Consider the following 24,125-nt stretch of genomic DNA (forward strand, 5'->3'; position numbering starts at 1 on the left):
AACTGCTTTTTGTTTTTCTTTTATACTCAAAATTACCCGCTATCTATTAAGAGTAAAAAAAGAGTTTTATGAACCCTCATTTTAAGTTTTGAATCCCCAAAAGTTTAGTTTAGATATATAATTCTATTGTTGCATTGAGTGTTTTACAGATCAAATTACATTTTACACAATTCAACCTCTAATACAACGGTTGAATATTGTTATAGTTTACCATTGCTCCTTAGTTATGTATCTTTATATCATTAATCTTTTACATTAATGATTTCTAAGACTTATATAAAGAAATTTTTATTTCGATTTTTGATCATCAACATTGTCTATTTTATTATCAAATTGACCATCAACCCTAATGACTACCCTTCTAATTTTGATGAGATTAATATTTTTTATTATACCAGTGCTTTTTTTCTATTTATGTTTACTTGGGAAAGTAACGACTGGTTAATCAAAAAAGAAATAAAAACCAATCCAAGTAAAGGACTTGATTTAAACAATGGTTTAAAAATCTTGGGGATGAATATGCTGATATATCTACCAATTTCTGCCATCCTTTACTACCTTGCTATCTTTGAATTTAATCATATCTGCAAGATTGATGTTAGCGATCCCTGGTTACGATTTAGAATAGATTTCTTTAGAGCAGCTATTTTAGGTTTTGCTGTCATCATTTTCAATCTTTTTTATTATTCGTTAAAACAAAAAAAGGAATTGGAAAACACAATGAATAAACTCAAAAAAGAAGTAATCACTTCTAAATACAAATCTCTTAAGAGTCAAATTAGTCCACATTTTTTGTTTAACAGCCTTAACACTCTAACTTCTCTTATGTATGAAGATAGAGATTTAGCTTCTGATTTTGTCTCCAGATTAGCCTCTTGCTATAGATATATTTTGGATAATCGAGAAGAAGACCTTGTAAGCCTTCATAAAGAACTTAATTTTCTTGATTCTTTTATTTTTATGATGAATATTCGCCACGAAGGAGCGCTTACCATAACTACACATATCTCAACCGATACTGAAGCTTTTGTTATCCCTACTTTATCCCTACAAATGCTTGTAGAAAATGCTTTGAAACACAATTATTTCTCAAAAGAAAAGCCTTTGGATATTAGTATTTATTCTATTGACAAAACCAGTATTGTTGTTCAAAACAATCTGCATGTGAGACCTCAGCAAGAAGAATCAACAAAACTAGGGCTTAAAAATATTAAAAAGAGGTATTCTTTTTATACCAATCAAAAAGTACTCATTGAAACTGAAAATGGGTATTTTAAAATAACATTACCTCTTTTACCTAAAAACATTAAAGAAATGACGATAGTAAAAGTCTCTTAGTATGAAAGCCGTAATTGTAGAAGATGAGAACATTGCCTCCCGAAGACTCGCTAGTCTTATTGAGGAGTTAGCCCCAGAAATAGAGATCACTGGCAGGATTACTTCTGTAGAGAGTGGTCGCCAATGGTTCAATAACAATCCTTTACCTGATTTAATTTTTTTGGATATCCAATTAAATGATGGTTATGGATTTGATATTTTGGATACCCTTAAAGATCATCCTCCGGTAATATTCACTACTGCTTATAATGAATATGCTATTAGAGGTTTTAAATACAATGGTTTGGACTATTTACTTAAACCTATTGATAAAAAAGACCTTCAACATGCGTTATCAAAATATCGAAAAAATCATACCAATCCTGCTGCTATTATGAACGATAGCAAACTAGAACGAATTAAAACATTATTTTCTAAAGAATATAAACGGCGGTTCATGATAAAGATAGGCAACCAATTCAATACTTTTAATGTAGAAGATATTGCATATTTTAAATCACATGAAGGTATTATCTTTTTACATCCACATACAGGGAAACAATACCCTATTGAATATTCTATTGATCAATTAGAAGACATCTTAGATCCTGTTCATTTTTTTAGAATCAACAGAAAGTTTATGGTTTCTGTTAAAGCCGTTATAGAGATTCATAGTTATTTTAATAGTCGATTATTATTAAAACTGAAACCTCAAGATGAAGAACAAATCATTGTATCTCGTGAAAGAACATCAAATTTCAAAAAATGGTTAGATCTATAATTTTCTAAAACCTTATCTGTTTTTATTATGAAAAAAGTTATCCGCGTAATTTTTATTGTGTTAAGTATCCTTATAGGATTATATCCTTTTGCTTATTTTTTTGTGGATAGGAAATTTGGATTATTAAGCTCTAAAAACCCAGAACTGCTAACAGATATTTTATGGAACACAGCTTTTTACAGTCATATCGTTTTAGGAGGTATTGCACTGATGATTGGCTGGTCACAATTCAGTAAAAAAATAAGAAGAACTAGAATAAATCTCCATAAATTATTAGGAAAGATATATGTTCTTTCTGTATTAATCAGTAGTATTTCAGGAGTTTACATCGGGTTCTTTGCCACAGGTGGTATTATAGCGTCTCTTGGTTTTATAAGTTTAGGAATAATATGGTTTTATACCACCACTATGGCATACTTGCATATTAAAAGCGGTAAAATTGTTAGACACCAAATTATGATGTTTTATAGCTATGCCGCGTGCTTTGCCGCAGTAACATTAAGAATATGGCTTCCTTTACTAACCATATATTTTGATGATTTTATAATAGCCTATAAGATAGTTGCCTGGTTATGTTGGATACCTAATCTTATTGTTGCCTATTTTTTAATTCAACGAATCAAACCAGGTCTTTCTATTGATCTCTCATTATAAAACTTAACATCTACTAAAACTAAACTTGAATTAAAGAAAAGTACTGGGATTTTCGTTTAAAAAAACTGTACAAATAGTTAAAATTAAAAAAAAATCATTTTCTATTTCTGAAAGTTTTTTCTAGTATTTACAAGGGTTATCAGGTCAAACACAGGGAAATACCCCTATAACCTATTACGGTAAAACCGTATATAGATTTGTAAATAATTAGTTACATTCGCAGTCTCACACCCATATCACACTCATTTTCAAGGATAAACAAAAAGTAATGGTTTCTCATAGAGAATCCTATAAAAAAATTGCACCTAAATAATGTCCCAGATTAAAGTTATGTTATTATCTCTTTTTACAAGTATTTTTCCTACAAATACTACAAAAGAAAAGCCTCAAAAAAATACGGATAAAATTTTTATCACAACAACAGATCCAGTTTCAGGTAGAACTTTAATCATCGAAGAAGATATCTATTCTGTATGGGTATATTTATTACAATCTAATAAACAAGGAATCGAGTTTGAAGGCTTTCTTTGCTCAGTTCAAGATCCTAAAGTATTAGACATAAATATATCTGAAATAGTAAAAAATGGTGGTACACCTCCAATAACCAATGCATTTTCTAACGCACATAGCTATGTTAAGAACTTAAAGAAAAAAGATATTACTATTAAATGGTTAGAAAATCAAGCTCAGGTTAAAATTAAAAAAGAAGTGTATCTTATCATGGATTTTATTTCAAAAACGAGTTATTCAAAAGGGGTATCCAAGGATGGATACTATGGTAAAAAGTTATAATTTAATTATTGCCCGCTCTAATTACACTTTTTTTAAATCGCCTTATTTACTATTCTTTCATATATTAGTCGCCTAAAGATGTAATAGTGCACCTCAGCAAAAAAGAAAAATTTTCAATCCTTTTTGACAAACACTATCAAAGATTGTTTAATTACTCTTTTAAAGTAATAGGCAATAAAGATGTAGCAGAAGATTTGGTGCAAGAAACATTCATGAAGCTTTGGGATAAAATTGATAATATCAATAGCTCAGAACAAGCTATTGAATCCTACATCATTACCACCCTAAAAAATAAAATCATTGATTTTCACAGAAAAGCTCAAACAAGGAAAAAAAACATAGATCTTTATAAAATAAATAAAGAAATTACTCAGGAAATCGAAACAACGTGGGAGCTAGAAAATCAAATAAATCTGGTATATTCTAAACTTCAAGAAAAAACAGCAGAGATATTTAGATTATCCAGAAACGAAGGACTTTCTTATAAAGAAATTGCTGAACAAAAAAACATTTCTATAAAAACTGTCGAACTCCATATTTCTAAGGCATTATCAATATTTCGTGAAGAATTAAAAAAAATCCAGTAAAAAAATAGGGTCTCAATATCTGACAAACGTCTTGTATATAACAGAACCTTTTTTTTATGGAAAATCATTACATATCTGAAACTGATCTTTGGGCCTATATTTCCCAAAGTGCATCCCCTTCTACAAAACAAAAAGTAGAAGCCTGGATTGCTTCTCCTGAGTATGATGACGCTTTATTTAAAAGAATAAAAAACATATACCAATTAACAGGAGAACATCCATATCAAGAACATCCAATACCTCCTGATTCTGCAACTATTGAAGCAAAAGAGAAATTCTTTTCAAAAATTGAACAACAGAAGCCAAAAGGTTCAGGCTGGCAAAATTTTCTTAAATATGCTGCAATTGCCATAGTATTAATTTCTACTTCATTTTTTGGGTATCGTTTTTTCTCTACTCAGAACACTATTATCACGGTTCAAACCACCTATGGTCAAAAGAAAGAAATAAACCTTCCCGACGGATCAAGAGTATGGCTTAATGCTTCTAGTAGCATATCATATTCTTCTAACTCTTCAAGAAATATACATCTTGAAGGCGAAGCTTTTTTTGAAGTAGCCAAAAACAAACAAATTCCTTTTATTGTGTGCACCAAAGATCAACTAAATGTCAAAGCATTAGGCACCAGTTTTAATGTAAAATCCTACTCACAAAACAATTATACTGAAACTATTTTACATACAGGTAAAGTAGAAGTATCCTCTCCAAAACATTTTAAGGAAAAAATTGAAATGGACCCTTATGATCAGGTAATTTTTTTAAGAGAAGAAAAACGAATTATCAGGTCAAAAACTGAATCTCTTGAAAGGAATAATTCCTGGAAAACAGGTAAAATCCAATTTAAGAACAAAAGCTTCAAGGATATTGCAGAAGATCTGAATATCCAATTTAATATAAAAATAAATTTTGTAAATGAACAACTATCTCAATCCCGATTTACTGGCTCGTTTGATCAGCATACGCCGGTAGACGAGATTTTGGAAACCTTAAAAATCTCTAAACCTTTTGAATATCAAAAGGTTTCTAATAATGAATGGATTATAAAATAAAAATGTGGGGAAACTGCCATTTCCCCACACGTATTGTTAATAATCCGAAATTGAAATTGTGTAAATCAGTACTAATTATCAACGTTTAAATGTATGAAAAAAAAGTTTTCGCCAACACTACCAGGTAATAAATATACCTGGAAAAAAAGTGCTTTATTAATGAAATTATCCTTATCGTTCTATCTTCTTGGATGCGCTCAACTATTAGCAATTAATGCTATATCTCAAAATAAAGTATCCATAGATGTTAAAAACACTCATTTACAAACCATAATCGAGCAGATTGAAACTCAAACCTCATATAGTTTTATCTATAATAATGATGAGATCGATGAAAATCTGAAATTAAATATAAAAGCTAAAAACGAAAACGTCACTAAGGTACTGGCACGACTGTTTAATAAAACACCTATTCAATATCTCATAAAAAACAATCATGTCATCCTTACATCAAAAAAAGATCGTAAGGATTCTTTACCACGTGCTAGTCAAAGCAAAAAATATACTATTAGTGGTACTTTAACAGATACTTCTAGTGGAGAAACTCTTTTGGGTGCTAATATCATTATTAAAGATCATAATAAAGGTGCAGTTACAAATGAATATGGTTTTTATTCAATAACATTACCTGAAAAAACTTACGTCGTTCAGTTTTCATATATCGGCTATGAACCTAAAGAAATAGAAGTAGTTCTTACAGAAAATAAAAAACTTAATATCGAACTCGATCAGGTCTCCAGTACATTAGACGAAGTAGTTTTAACAGCTCAAAATAACAGTAAAAGCCAGGTTAAGAATGTATTTTCTGGAATATCTAGTTTAAAAAGCGGTGATATCAAGAAACTACCTTCTCTATTAGGAGAAGCTGATGTTACCAGAGCTTTTTTAACACAACCTGGAGTAACTTCGGTTGGTGAAGGCACAACAGGTTTTAATGTTCGTGGAGGAAATATTGATCAAAACTTAGTTCTTCTTGATGAGGCTCCTATTTACAATTCTTCTCATATATGGGGGTTTTTCTCAATCTTTAATACTGATGCGATTAAAGACTTAAAGCTGTATAAAGGCGGGATTCCTGCTCGTTTTGGAGGACGTGCCTCTTCAGTATTAGAAATACGTCAAAAAGAAGGAAGCGATAAAAAGTTTAAAGGAGAAGGTGGTTTAGGGTTATTGTTCTCCAGGCTTACGCTTGAAGGGCCTATAAAAAAAGAAAAACTAAGTTTCTTGGTTTCTGGACGTAGATCTTATTTTGATCTATTCTTCCCTCTACTAGGAGATGAGATCAAAAATAATCGAATACATTTCTATGATGTAAATACCAAGATAAAATGGAACATTAATGAGAATAATAAACTTTTCGCTTCCGGTTATTTTGGTGCAGATGTCATGCAGCTTAAATTTGAAGGTGAGACCAATCCTGATGGAACTGTAGAGAATGATGAGAATATAGATTTTAGATGGAAGAACGCTACAGCAACGCTAAGATGGAATCATATATTTTCTGATAAATTATTTATGAACCTCTCTGGAATATATAGTCGTTATGATTATAATTTATCCTCTCAGAACGATACAGGAGGTGGCCCTGTTAATACGTCTGGATCATTTACCTGGAAATCTGAAGTAGAAAACTGGATTATTAAACCTGATTTTACCTTATTTCAAAATACAGATACAAAAATTAGATTTGGATTAAACTCTACACTATATAGATTTACTCCAGCAAGAGTTAGTAGTGCAGAAGAAGGGATCAATGCTATTAATTTTGAAACAGAAAAAGGATTAGAAATTGCTCCTTATGCAGAGTATGAAAGAACTTGGAAATCATTTCATATAAATGCAGGATTACGCTATTCCTGGTTTGGAAATATTGGCCCATATACAGTCTCAGAATATGATCCTAACCAACCGCTTACTGTAAACACTATAACTAATACCAGATCGTATAAAAGTGGAGAAGTAATTAAAAGTTATACTGGTCTTGAACCTCGATTATCGTTAAAATATGATCTGGCAGAAAATAAAGCTTTTAAACTAAGTTATAATAGAATGTTTCAATACATTCACCTGATTTCTAATACTACAGCAGCCTTACCTTTTGATATCTGGAAACCTTCTGGAGCTCATATAAAACCATTAGAAGTAAACCAATTCTCTGGAGGATATGCTTATGATACGCCTGATAATATGTTTAATTTTTCTTTAGAAGGATATTATAAAACCTTTAAGAACATCGTTGAATATAAAAATGGTGCCGATTTGTTTTTAAACGAAAATCTGGAAACTCAATTACTATCAGCTGATGGTTATTCGTATGGAGCAGAATTTGGTGTGCATAAAACCAGAGGAAAATTTACAGGAAACCTTAATTACACATATTCTCAAACCAAAAGAAAAACAACAAGTAGGTTTTCTACAGAGAACATAAATAATGGAGAATATTACCCATCTAATTATGATCGTCCTCACGTACTAAACTTAAATACAAATTATAAACTTGGTAAAAAATGGAATGTCGGTATGTTCTTTACCTATCAGACAGGAAGACCTACAACCCAACCTACCGGAAGGGTTATTGTTGATGATGTTTCATATTTAACTTATTCTGATAGAAATGCTTATCGGATACCTGATACACACCGAATGGATATTTCTTTTACCTATACTCCTAATAGATCAGAAAAAAGATGGAAAAGTAGCTGGTCTTTTGGTGTATATAACATCTATTCTAGAAAGAATGCATTCTCTGTGTATTCTGTTTTTAATAATGAACAACTTAGAACTTTTCAATTTTCGGTGATTGGTTCTGCTATTCCTTTTATCACCTATAATTTTAAATTTTAATTTATATGAAATCAATATATCGTCTCACAGTTTTATTATTTGGTATAGTATTAATAGTAAATTGTACAAAGGAAACTCCTTTAAGATCAGATTTTGAAGCACAGGTATTTATCTTTGGATACATAAGCAATCAGGTAGACTATGTAACTGTAAATGTACAATCCACCGTTCCTGTAAATAGTACTGAAACCAATCCTGTTACTAATGCTTCAATCTCTTTATTTACTAAGGATTCTAATGATAATACCTCTTTAGTAACTGATGATTTTACCGAGTCTAATGGTGAGTATCAATCCTCACAAATGATTACTCCTATTTCAGGAAACTATTATTGGATAGAATTAGAAACAACAGATGGTGTTTCATTTATCTCTGCCCAGGAAAAAATGAACCCACCTGTTCTTATAAAAGAAATTACCAAAGATAACGGGAATTTAAGAGTGATTTTTAATGACCCTGGTAATCAAGCCAATTTTTATAGAGTCACTATTTCATCCTCAGATACTAACAACAATTTTATAACACGAGAAACTCAGCTATCAAATGATATTTTATTTGATGGTAATGAAAATGCTTTTATAGAAATATCCGAAGTTTTTGAAAATAACATAGAAGCAACTTTAGTTAATTTAAATTATGACAGTTATCAATTTTTTCTAAATGTAGCTGCTCAGGAAGAGGCTAATGATAATGACGGAGAATCTGGAGATCCTGGTCCTTTATTTTCACCTCCTCCAGTTAATTTAACTGGGAATATCACTAATACCACGATAAATAAAAAAGCGCTCGGAAATTTTAGTGTGATCAGTGCAGATAGCCGCACCGCTAATTTCTAGGCATTATTGGTTTTTTGACTTCTATATAAATTTACGAATAATCTAAAAAGAAAAAACACCCTTAAAATTAAGGGTGTTTTTACAACATTAATTAACTAAATAAATATCCCCACAATGAAGGGTTTCAAACTCAATTTATGAAATATCAATTAACCGCTTTGGTTGTACTTTTGCTTCTTCTTTTTTAGGTAATGTTACTAATAAAACTCCGTTATCATACGAAGCTTGAATAGCTCCTCCATTAACGGTTTCAGGTAAATTAAACGATCGCTTAAATGCGCTATACCCAAATTCTTTTCTGGTATATCTACCATCTTTATCTTTAGACTCTTTTTCAGATTTTATTTCAGAAGAAATAGTTAATACATCATTATCTAATTCTATATTAAAGTCTTCTTTGCGAAGCCCGGGAGCTGCAAGTTCTACTTTATAATTATCATCTGCTTCTATCACATTAACCGCGGGAGTATTAAATCCTATTTTTCCAGGATTTGTAGTTCCTCCAAACCAATCTGCGTTAAAGAAATCATCTAAAAGGAAAGGTAATCTGTCTGTTCTTTTTACTAAACTCATTGTATATTTTTTAAAGGTTATTTTAATTTTAAAATCATTTATCCTATTGCAATTTGAGTTCCATTACAATATTTATGTCATTTTGTCATTATTTTAATTCATGATAATGACATTTTGTCTTATTACACACTATACAACTGACATAATCTCACAAAAAAACCCTGCAAGTTTTACTTGCAGGGTTCTTATATTTTTATTCTAAAAACTTTATCTAATTATAAAACCTAGAAAAAATAGCAATTAACTCGTCAGGAGGAATTACCTTATTAGGATAATTATGCATTTCTTTTAACACTGTATCTATTGCCTCTGGACGCAACCCCATTTGTAAGCCTATATTTTTTATTTTATGAATCTCTATTTGAGAAGCTTCTTGATCCACATTCATTAACAGCACCAATCTATGAAACTGAAGAATTCTTTGAGATTCTGGTTGCAATGGTTTTTTATCAACCCCATTCTCAATCAACTCGCCAACTTCTTCTCTAGTCACTCCTAATTGAGAAGCTACCGCCAAAATAAAACTGTGTTCTTGTTCTTTATATTTTTTATCAGCTTTTGCAAACTGTATCATTTCAGATAGTAAACTTAATTTTTCTTCCTTACTATTCATAAGTCTCTTACTTTTTTGTGTCGAAAATAATAAATTTCAAAACATATATAACCACATTTACGATACAAAACATACCTTTGCGGCATGGGTTTAACAAACAATGATATTTTTAAAAAGCTTAGAGTAGCACACAAACTACGTGACGATGATATTGTTAAGATTTGTGCATTAGTAGATTTTAAAGTTACTAAAAGTGAATTAGGAGCATTTTTCAGAAATGAAAATCATCCTAAATACATGGAGTGTGGAGATCAAATTCTTCGTAATTTCCTTAATGGTCTAATCATCCATCTCAGAGGTCCAATGTCTGAAAAAAAAGAAAAACCAAATACCGATAATAAGAACAAAAAATAAAACTCATCTTAAAAATAAATTCTTAATTTGGTTCAAACTAATCAAACCTTTATAAGGAACCGCTCAATTAAGGATTTATGCTCACCAAAAACGAAAAACAACTTTTCAGAGAAGAACTATTCAGACACTTAGATGGTATAGTCGTTGCTCCTGTAGCCTATACTTTATTTAAAAATGGGGTCACAGAATATCTTATAAACAAAAAACAAGCTTCTATTTCTGAAATTGCTTCTAATTGTAATGCTAATGAAGGATATCTTAATGTAGCATTAAGAATCATTAGTTCTCAAGGGTGGTTAGATTATAAAACAGACAATGGTCAAATAACCTTAACAACCAATCAGTATTCTGCAATAGCTTTTGATAATTTTTATCTTTATAAAGATGCTGTTGAACTATTACAATATTCAGGTAAGTTTCATCCAAGAAAATTTGAATTAGAACCTTTTCACAAACTCGAAAAACTGTTCGTAAAATATGAAAAGCGTTTTGATCTGACATCAACATCAGACAAAACAACTCTTCAAATTCAAGATCAGATACTTAAACATATTGAAGGTATTCTTGTAGGTCCTACGACAGTTCATTTAGGCATGGGAGGCATGTTTCATAAGTATTTTATGGAAGCTTCTTTTACCGCAGATGAATATCATAAGTTTCCAGGGAGTTTTGACACGATTCTTTCTTTTTTAAGTCATTTAGGCTGGTTTAGCAAATCTAATAATCACTATACTTTTACTAACAAAGGGTTATTTTTTGCAAAAAGAGCTTCTGCATATGGAGTTACAGTATCATATATCCCTATGTTTAGACAAATGAATGAACTTTTATTAGGAGATCCCAATATTTTATGGAAAGCCAAAAACGAAAACGAGACTCATGTAGATCGTGAAATGAATGTTTGGGGAAGTGGTGGCGCCCATACCACGTATTTCAAAAAAATTGATGAGATTATTATTAGCTTATTCAACAAACCTTTAGAGGAACAACCTAAAGGAATTTTGGATATGGGTTGTGGTAACGGTGCTTTTCTTATTCATCTTTTTGAAGTTATAGAATCCAAAACCTTGAGGGGCAAACACCTGGATGATCACCCCCTATTTCTAGTAGGAGCTGATTATAATAAAGCCGCATTAAAAGTTACAAGGGCAAATCTTATCCAGGCAGATATATGGGCCAAAGTTGTATGGGGTGATATCAGTGATCCCGATTTACTACAAAAAGATTTATTAGACAATTATAAAATAGAATTGAAAGATCTGTTATCTGTTAGAACATTTTTGGATCATAATAGAATCTGGAGTGACCCTCTATCAAAAATCAATAGTCCCAGTAAATCTTCTGGAGCCTTTGCTTACAGAGGAAGGCGCCTTAAAAATGATGATGTAGAAAGTAATCTAAAAGATCATTTCAAAAAATGGGCTCCTCATATTAGTAGGTTTGGACTCATTGTTATTGAACTACACACTATCCCTCCAGAATTAACAGCTAAAAACCTTGGAAGAACGGCTGCTACTGCCTACGATGCTACTCACGGGTTTTCTGATCAGTATATATTAGAAATAGATGCTTTTCTTAAAGTAATTCAAGAAGTAGGATTACATAGTGATCCTAATTATTTTTCTAAGTTCCCAGACTCTGATCTTGCAACGGTAAGTATTAATTATTTGATAGGTAAATAACATATTACTCTATATGTTTTTTTAACCTCTTATTCTTGTATCTTTTTACACAAAGAATTACAGTAAATAAAACCAGGATGATAATTGAACCAGAGATAATCAACTTAAACATTTGTGGGGTTTTCATTTGAAATGTAAGAAAATCAATATTTCCCGTTTCCCAAAACACCCACTCTCCTGCTAACCGAGTTGCCAATGAAGTATTCCCTGTCTCCAAAACAATGATTCCGTTTCCGGTTGCAGGGTTTAATCGAACAGATGTATTAATAGCTGGATCATTTTGTCCATCATGACCAATTATATATCCATCACTATTATTAGGCGCATATAACATCGCTCCTAGTCCCCATATTTCTGAGCCATACTTATATCCATGAGGCTCTTGCATACTTTTAATAGTTTTAGGGCTTAGAACTCCTCGACCGATAGGTTCATTATCTTTACCTACAAAATGAGCAGTAAGAAATATTTCCATATCTGCAAGTGAAGTATATAAAGATGTTGCTGCAAGAGAAGTGAAACGATAATGCACTGATTTTTCACCATTTGTATCGTAAAATGCAGCTAACTTGTTATTTTTTGATATATCCCATACAAAGGTTGAACTTGTCATACCTAAAGGATGAAAAATTGCTTGATTCATATAATTCTCAAAGGTTTCTCCCGTCACCTCTTCAATCAATAATTGAAGTAACGTATATCCACCTCCAGAATACCTCCATTCACTACCAGGTTTAAGTCCTACAACTACCACTCCAGTAGATCCAGGAGAAGCATCAGCAGCTTTTGTAAGTGATGATTCAATATCCTGAACAGGAACTCCAGGCTTAAAACCGCCATACCCAAGGCCATCTGTTAATCCTGCGGTATGACTTAGCAATCTTCGAACAGTTACCTCTTTATTATCAAACTTACTATCTGGAAGTCTCCATCTCGTTAAGTAATCAGATACTGGAGCATCAAGATCTAATTTGTTTTTTTCAACCAAGGACATAACTCCCCAAGCAGTTATCCATTTACTTAATGAAGCTACTTGAAATAAAGTATTTTTATCTATGGACTCCCCTATTGAATTTACATACTCTCTCTCAATTTCCCCATTTTGTATAATTCCAAGAGCTATGTTACCAACAAATTCATTTCTTATTTGATCCAAAACTGAATTAGAAAACAATTGAGATTCTTCATGTGGTGCAATTCCAGAACGACTCCATCCTTCTAATCCATCCATTACCACTAAAACAATCCATAAACATAAAGCTCCAATCAACAACAAAACATTTCTTATATAACTACGCATTTCTTTTTTGACAATTATACATCATAAAAAAAGCTAATACATATCTTGAAACCCGTCATTAACCTGTCATTAACCCGCAACATTCTGATAAAGATCAATTCTTTATAAAAAAAAGAACAAAAAAAATCCCGGGTGATGAATCCGGGATTTTTTGTTATTATGTTTTTATAATTTAATCGTCGCTTACAAGGCGTACAGGTACTTTATAATATTTGATATCAGAATCTAATTTTGCACCTACTTTTTGATAGTTTAATCTTGATTTAATAAAACTATCTACAACATCACTTTCTGAGTCTACAGATAACACTACTATTTCTTTATCCTCATTAAGAGTAAAAGTAACATAAGCCATTTCTTGACTCTTAACCTCAAACTCAGGTTTCTTTAATAATTGCTTAATTTCTTTAGCAAGGTCGTTGTCTGTTTTTTTCGTTGGTTCGGTACTCGCAGTTGCAATACTACTGATTGCAAATGCAACTGCTAAAAGCATTACATTTAGTTTTTTCATGATCTATTCGTTTTTATTGATTTATACCTATAAGACCACCACATAGCAAGTTTTGTTACACCTCAAAGTGATATTTAACACTCATTAACAAACTAACAAATAGTAGTTAGGTATACATTATACTCTATAAAACACTGGCTACTATTACTTTTTATAATCAAATAAAAGAATAGATAATTGAGATTTTAAAATTTGATTAACAAAGCTCCAATAATAAAAACTGTATTTTCACCTGGCTTTTATACAAAAGCAACTAATGTTTATCAATCACACACATCATGAAAAAATTCAACTCTATTCTCACACTACTTTTACTTATTGTGTTTTGTATTCCTTTTCAATCATATTCTATTGATCCTACGGATACCAGAATGCTAAGTCAACCTGCAATTAGTTCATCACATATTGCATTTATTTATGCAGAAGATTTATGGATAGCTAATTTAGATGGGGCTCAACCCAGAAGACTTACGATAGATAAAGGTATTGAGTATAGCCCTGTTTTTTCTCCAGATGGAAAGCACATTGCTTTTAGTGCAGAATATGACGGTAATGTTGATGTTTTTATTATTCCTGTTCAAGGAGGTGTTCCTAAAAGGTTGACTTGGCATCCTATGAGGGATAATGTTCTGGGATTCTCACCCGATGGAAAATCAGTTTTATTTAACTCTCAAAGAGCCATCCATACCAATCGTTATGCAAAACTTTATGAAGTATCTACAGAAGGTAGCTACCCTACAGAGTTAGAGATCCCTAATGCATGGCATGCCAGTTATTCTCCAGATGGTAACTTTATGGCCTACACTCCTATTCGAGAACGTTTTCATCAATGGAAGAACTATCGTGGAGGAACAACGGCCAATATTTGGTTATTTTCTTTTAAAGATAAGTCCATCGTTAAAATCCCACAGCCGCAAGGAGGTAGTAACGACGTTCAACCTATGTGGAAAGGAAGTGACGTATTCTTTCTAAGTGACAGAAATGGTGAGTTTAACTTATTTTCATATAACACATCTACAAAATCTATTACCCAACTTACACAGTTTAATGACTTCCCAATAGTAAATGCGTCATTAGATAATGATAAAATTATTTTTGAACAAGCAGGATACCTACATATATACTCTATCTCTCAAAAGACTTCTTCAAAATTAAAGGTAGGAATAGCTACAGATCTATTAGAACTACGCGAACGGTTTGTTAAAGGAAATAGACATATACGCTCTGCAGATATCTCTCCTTCTGGAAAAAGAGTTGTTTTTGATTACCGAGGTGAAATCATTACAGTTCCTGAAGACAAAGGAGATCCAAGAAATATCACATCAAGTCCTGGCAATCACGAAAAATATCCAGCCTGGTCTCCAGACGGAAAACAAATTGCATACTTTTCTGATGCTTCTGGAGAATATCAATTACATATTAAATCTCAAGATGGTAAAGGAAATGTTCAAAAATTTAAAATCTCAGGAACAGGGTTTTACGCTTTTACCTCCTGGTCTCCGGATAGCAAAAAAATAAGCTTTTCTGATAATGGTAGAAACTTATACTTATTAGATATTGCATCAAAGAAAATCACTAAAATTGATAATGACGAGTATTATGTTCCAGGGGCGTTTAGAAATTTATTTGGTGATTGGTCTTCTGACTCTAACTGGATTGCTTATTCTAAGGTAATAGAAAGTAACTTTGAACAAGTATTTCTATACTCAATTAAAGATTCAAAATCTTACCCAGTATCAGACGGTTTAAGTAACGCCAGTGAGCCCGCATTTGATCCAGATGGAAAATACCTATACTTTTTTGCATCTACTGATGCCGGACCTGTTGTGAATTGGTTTGACCAATCTAATCAAGATATGAGTTTAACTAATTCTATTTATCTCGCCACTTTACAAAAAAGTACTGTATCTCCCTTTATTAAAGAGAGTGATGAAGAAGAGATAAAAGAAGATAATAAAGATGAAGGAGATTCAAAAAAAGAAGAGAATAAAGAAGCTAAAACATTAGAAATTGATATCAATGGTATTCAAAACAGAATCATTGATATCCCGATTAAAGCTGGTAGCTATTACGGACTTAATTCTGCAGAAGGCAACAAAATATTATACATATCCTTTAATAATAATGACTTTGAGGAACCATCTGTATTGCATCAATATGATTTAAAAGAACGCAAAGATTCTGATGTAATGGAACTGGACAATTACATTATTTCTGCAAATGGCAAAAAAATGCTCTATAATAAAAGAAATACCTGGGGAATCACAGAGACAGGAAAGAAACCTTCTAATGGCAAAGGAGTTCTGAAAACTGGAAATATTCAAGTAAAAATCAATCCAGCTCAAGAATGGGAAAACATATTTAATGAAGCCTGGAGAATTAATAGAGATTACTTTTATGATCCTGGAATGCACGGCGCCGACTGGAATGCTATGAGAAAGAAATATTCTCAATTCTTACCTCATTTATCTACCAGAAATGATCTAAATCGATTAATACAATGGATGTGTAGTGAGTTATCCGTGGGACATCATCGTTTACAAGGAGGAGGCGAACAACTGAATACTCCAGAACGAATTCCTGGTGGACTATTAGGCGCTGATTATGAAATTGCCAACAATAGATACCGATTCAAAAAAATATATGGAGGACTCAACTGGAACCCCAATCTAAGGTCACCTTTAACAGAACCAGGTATTGATGTTAATGAAGGGGACTATTTATTAGCTATAAATGAAAGAAATATCAACAGCAATGATAATATATATAGCTTTTTTGAAAACACCGCTGACAAAATTGTAGAGCTTACAGTTGGATCAGATCCTACCGGAAAAAATTCGAGAGTTATAAAAGTAACACCTATATCTAGTGAATACAGATTAAGGAATCGTGATTGGGTTGAAGGGAATCTTAAAAAAGTACATAAAGCAACAAACGGTCAGGTAGCGTATGTTTATGTACCTAATACAGCTGGTGCAGGTCACGAATATTTTAAACGATACTTTTTTCCTCAAGCTGATAAAAAAGCAATAATTATTGATGAACGATTTAATGGTGGTGGTCAAATTGCTGATTATTACATTAATCTTTTATTAAACCCTTATCAATCTCATTGGAATTTTAGATATGGTAAAGATCTTAAAACTCCAAGCGCATCAATTCAAGGTCCAAAAGTCATGATTATTGATGAAACCGCTGGATCTGGTGGTGATATGTTACCCTGGATGTTTAGAAAATTTAAAGTGGGACAATTAGTTGGTAAGAGAACCTGGGGAGGTTTAGTAGGTATATTAGGTTTTCCAGAGTTTATCGATGGAGCTAGTGTAACTGCTCCAAACGTCGCTATCTGGACAGAAGATGGGTTTGTTGTAGAAAATGTTGGAGTTGCACCAGACATAGAAGTCGAGCAATTACCTTCTGAAGTAATAAAAGGTAATGATCCTCAACTGGAAAAAGCAATCGAAATCGTTCTTAAAGAACTTAAGAACAATCCTCCTAAAAAATACACAAGACCTGCTTACCCAAAAAGAGCAAGGAACTAATTCCTTAGATGTAAATTAGACTAATAAAAAAGACCTGATTATTTATCAGGTCTTTTTTATTAGTCTCTTGTATATTGTTTAATTAAATCTTTATGATCAGGAAATTGAACTATTAGTTCTTTGCTTTCTGCCAATTCAAAATCATCAAAATCAAAACCTGGAGATACCGTACACCCTACTAATGAGTAATCATTTTCATTTTTAACACTTGATGCAAACCAGCAACCTGCAGGAACTGTTAGTTGCGGAACCTCTCCTTGATCCAAATTCATTCCAACAGCATGACGCATATACTTACCATTGAGATCAATTACATGTACATATAAAGAAGAACCACCATAATAATGCCATATCTCATCTTGTTTTATCCTATGAAAAGCAGAAAAATTCTCAGAAGTCAATAAAAAATAAATACCTGTACAATAATTCCGATCTCCAGTAAACTTAGCTCCCAATGTTTCTTGAGGAATAACTTCGTTACTTCGATATATTTCTTTATAATAACCTCCTTCAGGATGGGGCGACAGCTTTAGTTTATCTACAATTTCTTTTACAGTTATATTCATTAATTCTGATGTTATATTTTCAAAAAAAAGAAGCGGCCTTTTCAGAACCGCTTCATACAAATATATAATTCGTTTATTTAAGCAAGTACTGCTTGTACTTTATCTGCTGCTTCCTGGAATTGGATAGCACTTTGCACATCTAATCCACTATTATCGATTAATTCTTTTGCGATATCAGCATTGGTTCCTTGTAAACGTACAATGATTGGTACATTAATAGAATCACCCATATTTTTATATGCATCTACTACACCTTGAGCAACTCGATCACAACGAACGATTCCTCCAAAAATATTGATCAATATTGCTTTTACGTTTTCATCTTTAAGGATTAATCTAAACGCTTCTTCTACACGCTTAGCATCTGCTGTACCTCCTACATCAAGGAAATTAGCTGGCTCTCCTCCTGCTTGCTTGATTAAATCCATCGTCGCCATAGCTAATCCAGCTCCATTTACCATACATCCCACATTTCCGTCAAGATCAACATAGTTTAATCCTACTTCTTTTGCTTCAACTTCTACTGGGTTTTCTTCTCTGATGTCACGCATCTCAGAATAATCTTTATGACGGTATAATGCATTATCATCTAAAGTAACCTTAGCATCAACAGCCATAATTTTATCATCACTTGTTTTCAACACTGGGTTGATCTCAAATAAAGATGAATCTGATTTTACATAAGCAGTATATAAAGCCATAACAAATTTTGTCATTTCTTTAAAAGCACCACCACTTAATCCTAGGTTAAATGCTACACGTCTTGCTTGAAACGGTAATAACCCAACAGAAGGATCTACTTCTTCAGTAAAAATTAAATGTGGAGTTTCTTCTGCAACAGTTTCGATATCCATTCCACCTTCTGTAGAATACATAATCATATTACGACCTGTAGTACGATTTAACAAAACAGACATGTAGAACTCATCTGGTTCACTATCTCCAGGATAATACACATCTTCGGCAACTAATACCTGATGTACTCGCTTACCTTCAGCAGAAGTTTGTGGAGTAATCAAATTCATCCCGATGATTTGTCCTGCTATATCTTCAACTTCCTGAAGATTTTTAGCAAGCTTAACTCCACCACCTTTACCACGTCCTCCAGCATGAACCTGTGCTTTAATCACATGCCATCCTGTTCCGGTTTCGGCTGTTAGTTGTTTTGCAGCAGCTACTGCTTCTATCGCATTATGCGCTACAATACCGCGCTGAATACGCACACCAAAGCTGCTTAGTATTTCTTTACCCTGATATTCGTGTAAATTCATCTGTCTGTATTTATTATTTTTTTAAAATTGTCAAGCTTGCTCTTTTAGCAAACAAGTAAAATTTACATACTATTGTATTGAGGAAATCAATAAAAAAATATGTTCATTATATCATCCTTATAAAGGAGTCCCAAAAATAGGAAAAGTGAAGTTACTGTGCCAATCTTTTGAAGTAAAAAACTTGAGGTATTGCAAATAGTAATAATTACTTAAAACCCCTTTAAAATCAGGGGATATCAAGGGTTTATAAAATTATAATTTAAAATCATCAAAATCCAAAGGGTCAAAATTCTTAAAATGACCGTTCATCTTTATCACTTCTTTGGCTCTATTCATTTCTCTCACAACCGGAATCGTAATTTTAAGGTGACCAATAAGATAATTTAACCGTTCTAATTCACTACGCAATGTCAATAAATGATATTCTTGGTGCAACGCTAATCCTATTTTGTGTGCTACTTGATAACTAATAAACGGGATATCAAAAATCGGAGGGTTATCAATCGTTAATTCTACATATAAAATAGCGATATTTCTAAGCAATTCTTCCTGAAGCTCTTCCTCTCCGTTATTATCATCCTCTAGAAACTCAACTTCACCTCCAGAATAAAGTCTTCCTGGGAATTTTTTATAAAAACTTTTAATTCTAAAGATTCTTTTACCGGTACAAATCACATCGCTTTCACCTCCAGAATATCTCTTTGCTATTTTTTGAAGCGTAACTTCTGTACCGTATTCTAATTTTTCATTAATGTATGTAGGAATACCAAAAGAAATTTTGTTTTCTTCACAATCTTTAATCAGTTGCTGATATCTTTTCTCAAAAATATGCAAAGGCAATCGCTCTCCCGGATAGACTACAATTTGTAAAGGAAATAACGGAAACATTGTTTTTGTTTAAAATTAAACATAAACCTTTTTTTAAAAGCATAAACACTAGTTAAAATAGTAATAAGCTTTAATTTTTAGTATTTATAGTGTCGTTATATTGGATAGAATTAATAATTTCGTAGGCTTAAATTGTGACAAGATGGAAAACAGTAATTTATTAGCAATCGCAAATGAGTATGGGAGCCCTATTTATGTATATGACTCCTCAAAAATTAGTTCTCAATATCAAAGGCTTTCTGAAGCATTTAAGAAGGTCAAACGAGTAAAGCTTAACTACGCGGTCAAAGCTTTATCTAATCTTGCTGTTTTAAAGTTAATGAACTCTTTAGGAGCTGGGTTAGATACCGTATCTATACAGGAAGTAAAACTAGGCTTATTAGCAGGCGTAAAGCCAAGCAACATCATTTTTACTCCTAATGGTGTTTCTCTGGAAGAAATCGAAGAGGTTTCTGCAATGGGAGTACAAATTAATATAGACAACCTATCAATTTTAGAACAATTTGGAGCAAAACATCCTAATGTTCCAGTATGTATTCGTATTAACCCTCACGTTTTGGCGGGAGGAAATAGTAAGATATCTGTAGGTCATATTGATAGTAAGTTTGGTATTTCAATACATCAGATTCCGCATATTCTCAGAATTGTTGAGAATACTGGTATGAATATTAACGGTATTCATATGCATACAGGAAGCGATATCCTAGATGTAGAAGTGTTTTTATATGCCAGTGAAATACTTTTTGAAACTGCTAAAAACTTCAAAAACCTCGACTTTATTGATTTTGGAAGCGGTTTTAAGGTTCCTTATAAAACAGGTGATATTGAAACTAATATCGAAGAATTTGGAGAAAAACTTACAAAGCGCTTTAATGCCTTTTGTAAAGAATATGGGAAACAACTTACATTAGGATTCGAACCGGGTAAATTCTTAGTTAGTGAAGCAGGTTTTTTCTTAGCCAAAGTAAATGTGGTAAAACAAACAACCTCTACAGTTTTTGCAGGAATAGATAGTGGTTTTAATCATTTGATTCGTCCGATGTTTTATAATTCTCATCACGAAATCGTAAATGTTTCTAACCCTGAAGGCAAAGAACGTTTTTATTCTATTGTAGGATATATCTGTGAGACAGATACTTTTGCTACTAACAGAAGAATTTCTGAAATTAACGAAGGAGATATTATTGCCTTTAAAAATGCAGGAGCATATTGTTTCTCTATGGCTAGTAATTACAACTCCCGTTATCGTCCAGCAGAAGTATTATGGCATAATGGTGAAGCACACTTAATAAGAAAACGAGAAGTGTTTGACGACTTAATTAAAAATCAGGTGAACGTAGATGTTTTTTCAAAAGTTACAGAAACTGCATCCTAATATTTGCTTTATCATATAAAAATGCGTCAGTAGTATACAATACTTCTGACGCATTTTATATTTAATAGTATTCTTATCCTACTCCTTCATTCCTGGTTGAATAATAGAAAAGTTCTCTTTTTGTTTTGCTTCATCTACCATTCTTTTTACATCCTTTAGTAATTCCTGAGCATTATAAATAATACCGTCTTTTATAGTATACTTTACACCTCCTGCACGGATCACTTTATTATCTTCTGTTAATCTAATAGCTCCTGTACCATATAAAACTTTAAGGTTTTTAAGAGGGTTCTCATCTATTAGTACAAAATCTGCAAGTTTACCTACTTCTATTGATCCTATTTTATCAGAAGCTCCTAAAGCTTCAGCACCATTTAAAGTTGCTGCTCTAATCACTTCCATGGGATGAAAACCAGCTTCTCTTAACAATTCTAATTCTCTTACATAAGCAAACCCATATAATTGAAATATAAACCCCGAATCCGATCCTACAGTAACACGTCCTCCTCTATTTTTATACTCATTGATAAAGATCATCCATAAACGATAGTTTTCTCTCCAGGCTACCTCTTGTTCTGTACCCCAATCATGCCAATAAGAGCCATGAGAGATTTTACTAGGTTGGTAAAAACGCCATAACGAAGGTAGCGTATAGGTTTCATGCCATTCTGCCCTGCGAGCTCTCTGCAAATCTCTACTTGCTTCATAGATATTAAAGGTAGGATCCAAAGTAAAATCTAATTCAATAAGTTCATTCATCACATTGTTCCAATGATCAGAATAAGGTATAACGGCCTGTTTCCATAATTTACCAGCTTCTTCAAAACGATGTTGCTCATTCTGATAATTATAATCAAGTGGATAATGTTGAATTGTTTTATCCTCAAATAACGCTTCTGGTAATCCATACCAATGTTCCATCGAGGTCAATCCAGCCCTGGCAGAATTAAGTACATTCCATCGAGCAACATCTGTTTGTGCATGATGGCAAGCTGATCGTAAACCTAGTTTTTTATTCTCATCCAGAGCTGCAGTCATAATCTCTGGAGTTGCTCCAAAAAATTTTATACCATCCGCTCCTTTTTTTGCATTTTCACGAACCCATTCTCTAGCCTTTTCAGGAGTACTTATTGGCGTTTTACTTCCTTGCCCAAAACCTGTATATGCAAATATTCTGGGGGCTACGATTTCATTTTTCTCACTAGATCTTTTAAGTTTCATTGTCCAATCCACTCCTCTTCCACTAGGCTCTCTTACTGTAGTAATGCCGTGTGCCATCCATAGCTTAAAAACATAATCATAATCGGCCCCTTGTGAGGTTCCTCCTATATGACCGTGCATATCTACAAATCCAGGAAGCACATACATCCCCTCTGCTTGTATCTCTTTACCACCAGGTTTTAAAACGGGTCTTTTAGAAGCATCTATTGGAACTCCAGGATACCCTACAACAACAATATTTTTAATTTGATTTTTCTCTACAATAATATCAACAGGTCCTCGCGGTGGTGATCCATTACCATTAATTAATGTAGCACCTCTAATGATTAATTGAGAAAAAGGGCCTTCGCCAAAATCTTGTGCTTGGGAATGAGAAATCATGCAAAACAGTAAAACCCTAAATACATATTTTTTTATATTCATAGAAAAGAGTTTGAATTTGTGTGAAATAGTTACAATCATTAAACTTAAAGAAATCATTATAAAATAACTCATTTACTATGAATATTTTAACTGAATACTTCAAATATGTTTTAACTAATTTTAAGATGTATTTTTCTTATTTTTAATATTCACCTAATCAAATCATCTTAAGTCATGGAAAAATTACAATGGAATTCGTTTACAAAAAAAATCTACATCCATACTTCCTCCAAAAAACTATACGAATTATGGGGAACATCAGCTGGTATTACTTCCTGGTTCTTAAAACATGCAGAATACACGTCCTCTGATAAAAAGGTTAGAAATCCAACAGAACATATACAAAAAGGAGATACTTATACCTGGAGTTGGCATAATTGGGACGGAATAGAAAATGGTCGTGTACTTGAAGCCAATGGAAAAGATTATATCGAAATCACTTTTGAAACCTCTAAAGTTTCTATATCCTTAGAGGAAAAAGGCAATGTAACTATTATAGTTCTTACTCAATTTGATATCCCTGAAGACGATGACAGTAAATTAAGAATACACTATGGTTGTAGTAATGGTTGGACATTTTGGTTAGCAAATTTAAAAGCTTTTATTGAACACGGCATTTTACTCAATGAAACAGAAATCGACTTGCGAGAAAATGAACTAGCTGGATATCAATTTGTAAATATGTAGCATTACAAAAAATAGAAAAGTCTAGTTGTCCACTATAATTTTCTAATATTCCTTACCAAATACTCTAATCCATTTACTTTAAGTTCATATACAGTTTGAAGTTGCTGTCCTAATACCCCTTTTGGAAAACCTTTACCATGATACCAAACAATATAATGTTCTGGTAAATCTATAAGATATCTATCTTTATATTTACCAAATGGCATTTTGGTATTTGCCAGTTTTATTAAAAAATCTTTTTGAGGTTGGAGATCCATCT

Annotated in this window: 22 protein-coding genes; 13 read left to right on the forward strand and 9 right to left on the reverse strand. The window is 32.4% G+C overall.

Annotated features, from left to right (window positions below; genetic code table 11):
- The first annotated feature begins 258 nt into the window (after nt 1-258).
- From U0D62_RS00325 to U0D62_RS00360, 8 genes are all read left to right on the forward strand, one after another.
- The gene (locus tag U0D62_RS00325; protein ID WP_322193156.1) at nt 259-1,338 is read left to right on the forward strand and encodes a sensor histidine kinase; all 1,080 of its coding nucleotides are present in this window, start codon (nt 259-261) and stop codon (nt 1,336-1,338) included.
- 1 nt (nt 1,339) lies between these two features.
- Nucleotides 1,340-2,098: a LytR/AlgR family response regulator transcription factor gene (locus tag U0D62_RS00330; RefSeq protein WP_322193157.1), complete on the forward strand. Its 759-nt coding sequence runs from the start codon at nt 1,340-1,342 to the stop codon at nt 2,096-2,098.
- Nucleotides 2,099-2,125: 27 nt separating this feature from the next.
- Nucleotides 2,126-2,752 (forward strand): DUF2306 domain-containing protein, encoded by a 627-nt coding sequence (locus U0D62_RS00335; RefSeq protein ID WP_322193159.1) that lies wholly within the window; start codon nt 2,126-2,128, stop codon nt 2,750-2,752.
- 312 nt (nt 2,753-3,064) lie between these two features.
- Complete coding sequence (locus U0D62_RS00340) at nt 3,065-3,544, forward strand: hypothetical protein (protein ID WP_322193160.1); 480 nt, start codon at nt 3,065-3,067, stop codon at nt 3,542-3,544.
- 86 nt (nt 3,545-3,630) lie between these two features.
- The gene (locus U0D62_RS00345; RefSeq protein WP_322193162.1) at nt 3,631-4,131 is read left to right on the forward strand and encodes an RNA polymerase sigma factor; all 501 of its coding nucleotides are present in this window, start codon (nt 3,631-3,633) and stop codon (nt 4,129-4,131) included.
- Nucleotides 4,132-4,187: 56 nt separating this feature from the next.
- Nucleotides 4,188-5,180 (forward strand): FecR family protein, encoded by a 993-nt coding sequence (locus tag U0D62_RS00350; protein WP_322193163.1) that lies wholly within the window; start codon nt 4,188-4,190, stop codon nt 5,178-5,180.
- A 93-nt stretch (nt 5,181-5,273) separates the two neighbouring features.
- Nucleotides 5,274-8,024 (forward strand): TonB-dependent receptor, encoded by a 2,751-nt coding sequence (locus U0D62_RS00355; protein ID WP_322193164.1) that lies wholly within the window; start codon nt 5,274-5,276, stop codon nt 8,022-8,024.
- A 5-nt stretch (nt 8,025-8,029) separates the two neighbouring features.
- Nucleotides 8,030-8,860 (forward strand): DUF4249 domain-containing protein, encoded by an 831-nt coding sequence (locus U0D62_RS00360; protein WP_322193165.1) that lies wholly within the window; start codon nt 8,030-8,032, stop codon nt 8,858-8,860.
- Nucleotides 8,861-8,995: 135 nt separating this feature from the next.
- Here the strand turns inward: U0D62_RS00360 and U0D62_RS00365 are convergent, their stop codons facing one another.
- Nucleotides 8,996-9,433 carry an Hsp20/alpha crystallin family protein gene (locus U0D62_RS00365; protein WP_322193166.1) on the reverse strand — a complete coding sequence of 146 codons (438 nt, stop codon included), beginning with the start codon at nt 9,431-9,433 and terminating at the stop codon, nt 8,996-8,998.
- 211 nt (nt 9,434-9,644) lie between these two features.
- On the reverse strand, nt 9,645-10,046 hold the full coding sequence (locus tag U0D62_RS00370) for a TerB family tellurite resistance protein (protein ID WP_322193167.1): 402 nt from the start codon (nt 10,044-10,046) through the stop codon (nt 9,645-9,647).
- 84 nt (nt 10,047-10,130) lie between these two features.
- Between U0D62_RS00370 and U0D62_RS00375 the strand changes: the two genes are divergently transcribed.
- Both U0D62_RS00375 and U0D62_RS00380 read left to right on the forward strand, forming a co-directional pair.
- Nucleotides 10,131-10,400 carry a DUF1456 family protein gene (locus tag U0D62_RS00375; RefSeq protein ID WP_322193168.1) on the forward strand — a complete coding sequence of 90 codons (270 nt, stop codon included), beginning with the start codon at nt 10,131-10,133 and terminating at the stop codon, nt 10,398-10,400.
- A 77-nt stretch (nt 10,401-10,477) separates the two neighbouring features.
- Nucleotides 10,478-12,082 carry a class I SAM-dependent methyltransferase gene (locus tag U0D62_RS00380; protein WP_322193169.1) on the forward strand — a complete coding sequence of 535 codons (1,605 nt, stop codon included), beginning with the start codon at nt 10,478-10,480 and terminating at the stop codon, nt 12,080-12,082.
- 4 nt (nt 12,083-12,086) lie between these two features.
- On the opposite strand, the gene U0D62_RS00385 is transcribed toward U0D62_RS00380, so the two are convergent.
- On the reverse strand, nt 12,087-13,382 hold the full coding sequence (locus U0D62_RS00385; protein WP_322193170.1) for a serine hydrolase domain-containing protein: 1,296 nt from the start codon (nt 13,380-13,382) through the stop codon (nt 12,087-12,089).
- A 172-nt stretch (nt 13,383-13,554) separates the two neighbouring features.
- Nucleotides 13,555-13,893: a hypothetical protein gene (locus tag U0D62_RS00390; RefSeq protein ID WP_322193172.1), complete on the reverse strand. Its 339-nt coding sequence runs from the start codon at nt 13,891-13,893 to the stop codon at nt 13,555-13,557.
- Nucleotides 13,894-14,171: 278 nt separating this feature from the next.
- On the opposite strand from U0D62_RS00390, the gene U0D62_RS00395 reads away from it, so the two are divergent.
- Entirely contained in the window at nt 14,172-17,435 is a 3,264-nt protein-coding gene (locus tag U0D62_RS00395; protein ID WP_322193174.1) for a S41 family peptidase, read from the forward strand.
- Nucleotides 17,436-17,494: 59 nt separating this feature from the next.
- Here the strand turns inward: U0D62_RS00395 and U0D62_RS00400 are convergent, their stop codons facing one another.
- The 3 genes from U0D62_RS00400 to U0D62_RS00410 all read right to left on the reverse strand — a co-directional run bounded on the left by U0D62_RS00400 (nt 17,495) and on the right by U0D62_RS00410 (nt 20,160).
- Nucleotides 17,495-18,001 carry a cupin domain-containing protein gene (locus U0D62_RS00400; RefSeq protein WP_322193176.1) on the reverse strand — a complete coding sequence of 169 codons (507 nt, stop codon included), beginning with the start codon at nt 17,999-18,001 and terminating at the stop codon, nt 17,495-17,497.
- Between the two features lie 77 nt (nt 18,002-18,078).
- A complete protein-coding gene (gene sucC / locus U0D62_RS00405) occupies nt 18,079-19,272 on the reverse strand; it encodes an ADP-forming succinate--CoA ligase subunit beta (RefSeq protein WP_322193177.1) in 1,194 nt (397 codons plus the stop codon).
- A 252-nt stretch (nt 19,273-19,524) separates the two neighbouring features.
- Complete coding sequence (locus U0D62_RS00410) at nt 19,525-20,160, reverse strand: LON peptidase substrate-binding domain-containing protein (protein ID WP_322193178.1); 636 nt, start codon at nt 20,158-20,160, stop codon at nt 19,525-19,527.
- Nucleotides 20,161-20,302: 142 nt separating this feature from the next.
- Between U0D62_RS00410 and lysA the strand changes: the two genes are divergently transcribed.
- Nucleotides 20,303-21,535, forward strand: a complete 1,233-nt coding sequence (gene lysA, locus U0D62_RS00415) for a diaminopimelate decarboxylase (RefSeq protein WP_322193179.1) — start codon at nt 20,303-20,305, stop codon at nt 21,533-21,535.
- A gap of 78 nt (nt 21,536-21,613) precedes the next feature.
- Here the strand turns inward: lysA and U0D62_RS00420 are convergent, their stop codons facing one another.
- Nucleotides 21,614-23,137 carry an amidohydrolase family protein gene (locus U0D62_RS00420; protein ID WP_322193180.1) on the reverse strand — a complete coding sequence of 508 codons (1,524 nt, stop codon included), beginning with the start codon at nt 23,135-23,137 and terminating at the stop codon, nt 21,614-21,616.
- 216 nt (nt 23,138-23,353) lie between these two features.
- Here U0D62_RS00420 and U0D62_RS00425 point away from each other — a divergent pair, with 216 nt between their 5' ends.
- Nucleotides 23,354-23,866 (forward strand): SRPBCC family protein, encoded by a 513-nt coding sequence (locus U0D62_RS00425; protein ID WP_322193181.1) that lies wholly within the window; start codon nt 23,354-23,356, stop codon nt 23,864-23,866.
- Nucleotides 23,867-23,898: 32 nt separating this feature from the next.
- Here U0D62_RS00425 and U0D62_RS00430 read toward each other — a convergent pair whose 3' ends face one another.
- Entirely contained in the window at nt 23,899-24,123 is a 225-nt protein-coding gene (locus tag U0D62_RS00430) for a DUF3820 family protein (protein WP_322193182.1), read from the reverse strand.
- Nucleotides 24,124-24,125 lie beyond the last annotated feature (2 nt).

Source organism: Aquimarina callyspongiae (assembly GCF_034322225.1).
Classification (GTDB): domain Bacteria; phylum Bacteroidota; class Bacteroidia; order Flavobacteriales; family Flavobacteriaceae; genus Aquimarina.

What these genes read in the sequence shown, in the direction of transcription:
- U0D62_RS00360 (WP_322193165.1), top strand. Translation starts at nt 8,030, where the DNA reads ATGAAATCAATATATCGTCTCACAGTTTTATTATTTGGTATAGTATTA.
- U0D62_RS00395 (WP_322193174.1), top strand. Translation starts at nt 14,172, where the DNA reads ATGAAAAAATTCAACTCTATTCTCACACTACTTTTACTTATTGTGTTT.
- U0D62_RS00325 (WP_322193156.1), top strand. Translation starts at nt 259, where the DNA reads ATGATTTCTAAGACTTATATAAAGAAATTTTTATTTCGATTTTTGATC.
- U0D62_RS00385 (WP_322193170.1), bottom strand. Translation starts at nt 13,382, where the DNA reads ATGCGTAGTTATATAAGAAATGTTTTGTTGTTGATTGGAGCTTTATGT.
- U0D62_RS00380 (WP_322193169.1), top strand. Translation starts at nt 10,478, where the DNA reads ATGCTCACCAAAAACGAAAAACAACTTTTCAGAGAAGAACTATTCAGA.
- U0D62_RS00420 (WP_322193180.1), bottom strand. Translation starts at nt 23,137, where the DNA reads ATGATTTCTCATTCCCAAGCACAAGATTTTGGCGAAGGCCCTTTTTCT.
- U0D62_RS00390 (WP_322193172.1), bottom strand. Translation starts at nt 13,893, where the DNA reads ATGAAAAAACTAAATGTAATGCTTTTAGCAGTTGCATTTGCAATCAGT.
- U0D62_RS00410 (WP_322193178.1), bottom strand. Translation starts at nt 20,160, where the DNA reads ATGTTTCCGTTATTTCCTTTACAAATTGTAGTCTATCCGGGAGAGCGA.
- U0D62_RS00340 (WP_322193160.1), top strand. Translation starts at nt 3,065, where the DNA reads ATGTCCCAGATTAAAGTTATGTTATTATCTCTTTTTACAAGTATTTTT.
- U0D62_RS00430 (WP_322193182.1), bottom strand. Translation starts at nt 24,123, where the DNA reads ATGGATCTCCAACCTCAAAAAGATTTTTTAATAAAACTGGCAAATACC.
- U0D62_RS00370 (WP_322193167.1), bottom strand. Translation starts at nt 10,046, where the DNA reads ATGAATAGTAAGGAAGAAAAATTAAGTTTACTATCTGAAATGATACAG.
- U0D62_RS00400 (WP_322193176.1), bottom strand. Translation starts at nt 18,001, where the DNA reads ATGAATATAACTGTAAAAGAAATTGTAGATAAACTAAAGCTGTCGCCC.
- U0D62_RS00355 (WP_322193164.1), top strand. Translation starts at nt 5,274, where the DNA reads ATGAAAAAAAAGTTTTCGCCAACACTACCAGGTAATAAATATACCTGG.
- U0D62_RS00365 (WP_322193166.1), bottom strand. Translation starts at nt 9,433, where the DNA reads ATGAGTTTAGTAAAAAGAACAGACAGATTACCTTTCCTTTTAGATGAT.
- U0D62_RS00375 (WP_322193168.1), top strand. Translation starts at nt 10,131, where the DNA reads ATGGGTTTAACAAACAATGATATTTTTAAAAAGCTTAGAGTAGCACAC.
- U0D62_RS00350 (WP_322193163.1), top strand. Translation starts at nt 4,188, where the DNA reads ATGGAAAATCATTACATATCTGAAACTGATCTTTGGGCCTATATTTCC.
- lysA (WP_322193179.1), top strand. Translation starts at nt 20,303, where the DNA reads ATGGAAAACAGTAATTTATTAGCAATCGCAAATGAGTATGGGAGCCCT.
- U0D62_RS00425 (WP_322193181.1), top strand. Translation starts at nt 23,354, where the DNA reads ATGGAAAAATTACAATGGAATTCGTTTACAAAAAAAATCTACATCCAT.
- sucC (WP_322193177.1), bottom strand. Translation starts at nt 19,272, where the DNA reads ATGAATTTACACGAATATCAGGGTAAAGAAATACTAAGCAGCTTTGGT.
- U0D62_RS00335 (WP_322193159.1), top strand. Translation starts at nt 2,126, where the DNA reads ATGAAAAAAGTTATCCGCGTAATTTTTATTGTGTTAAGTATCCTTATA.
- U0D62_RS00330 (WP_322193157.1), top strand. Translation starts at nt 1,340, where the DNA reads ATGAAAGCCGTAATTGTAGAAGATGAGAACATTGCCTCCCGAAGACTC.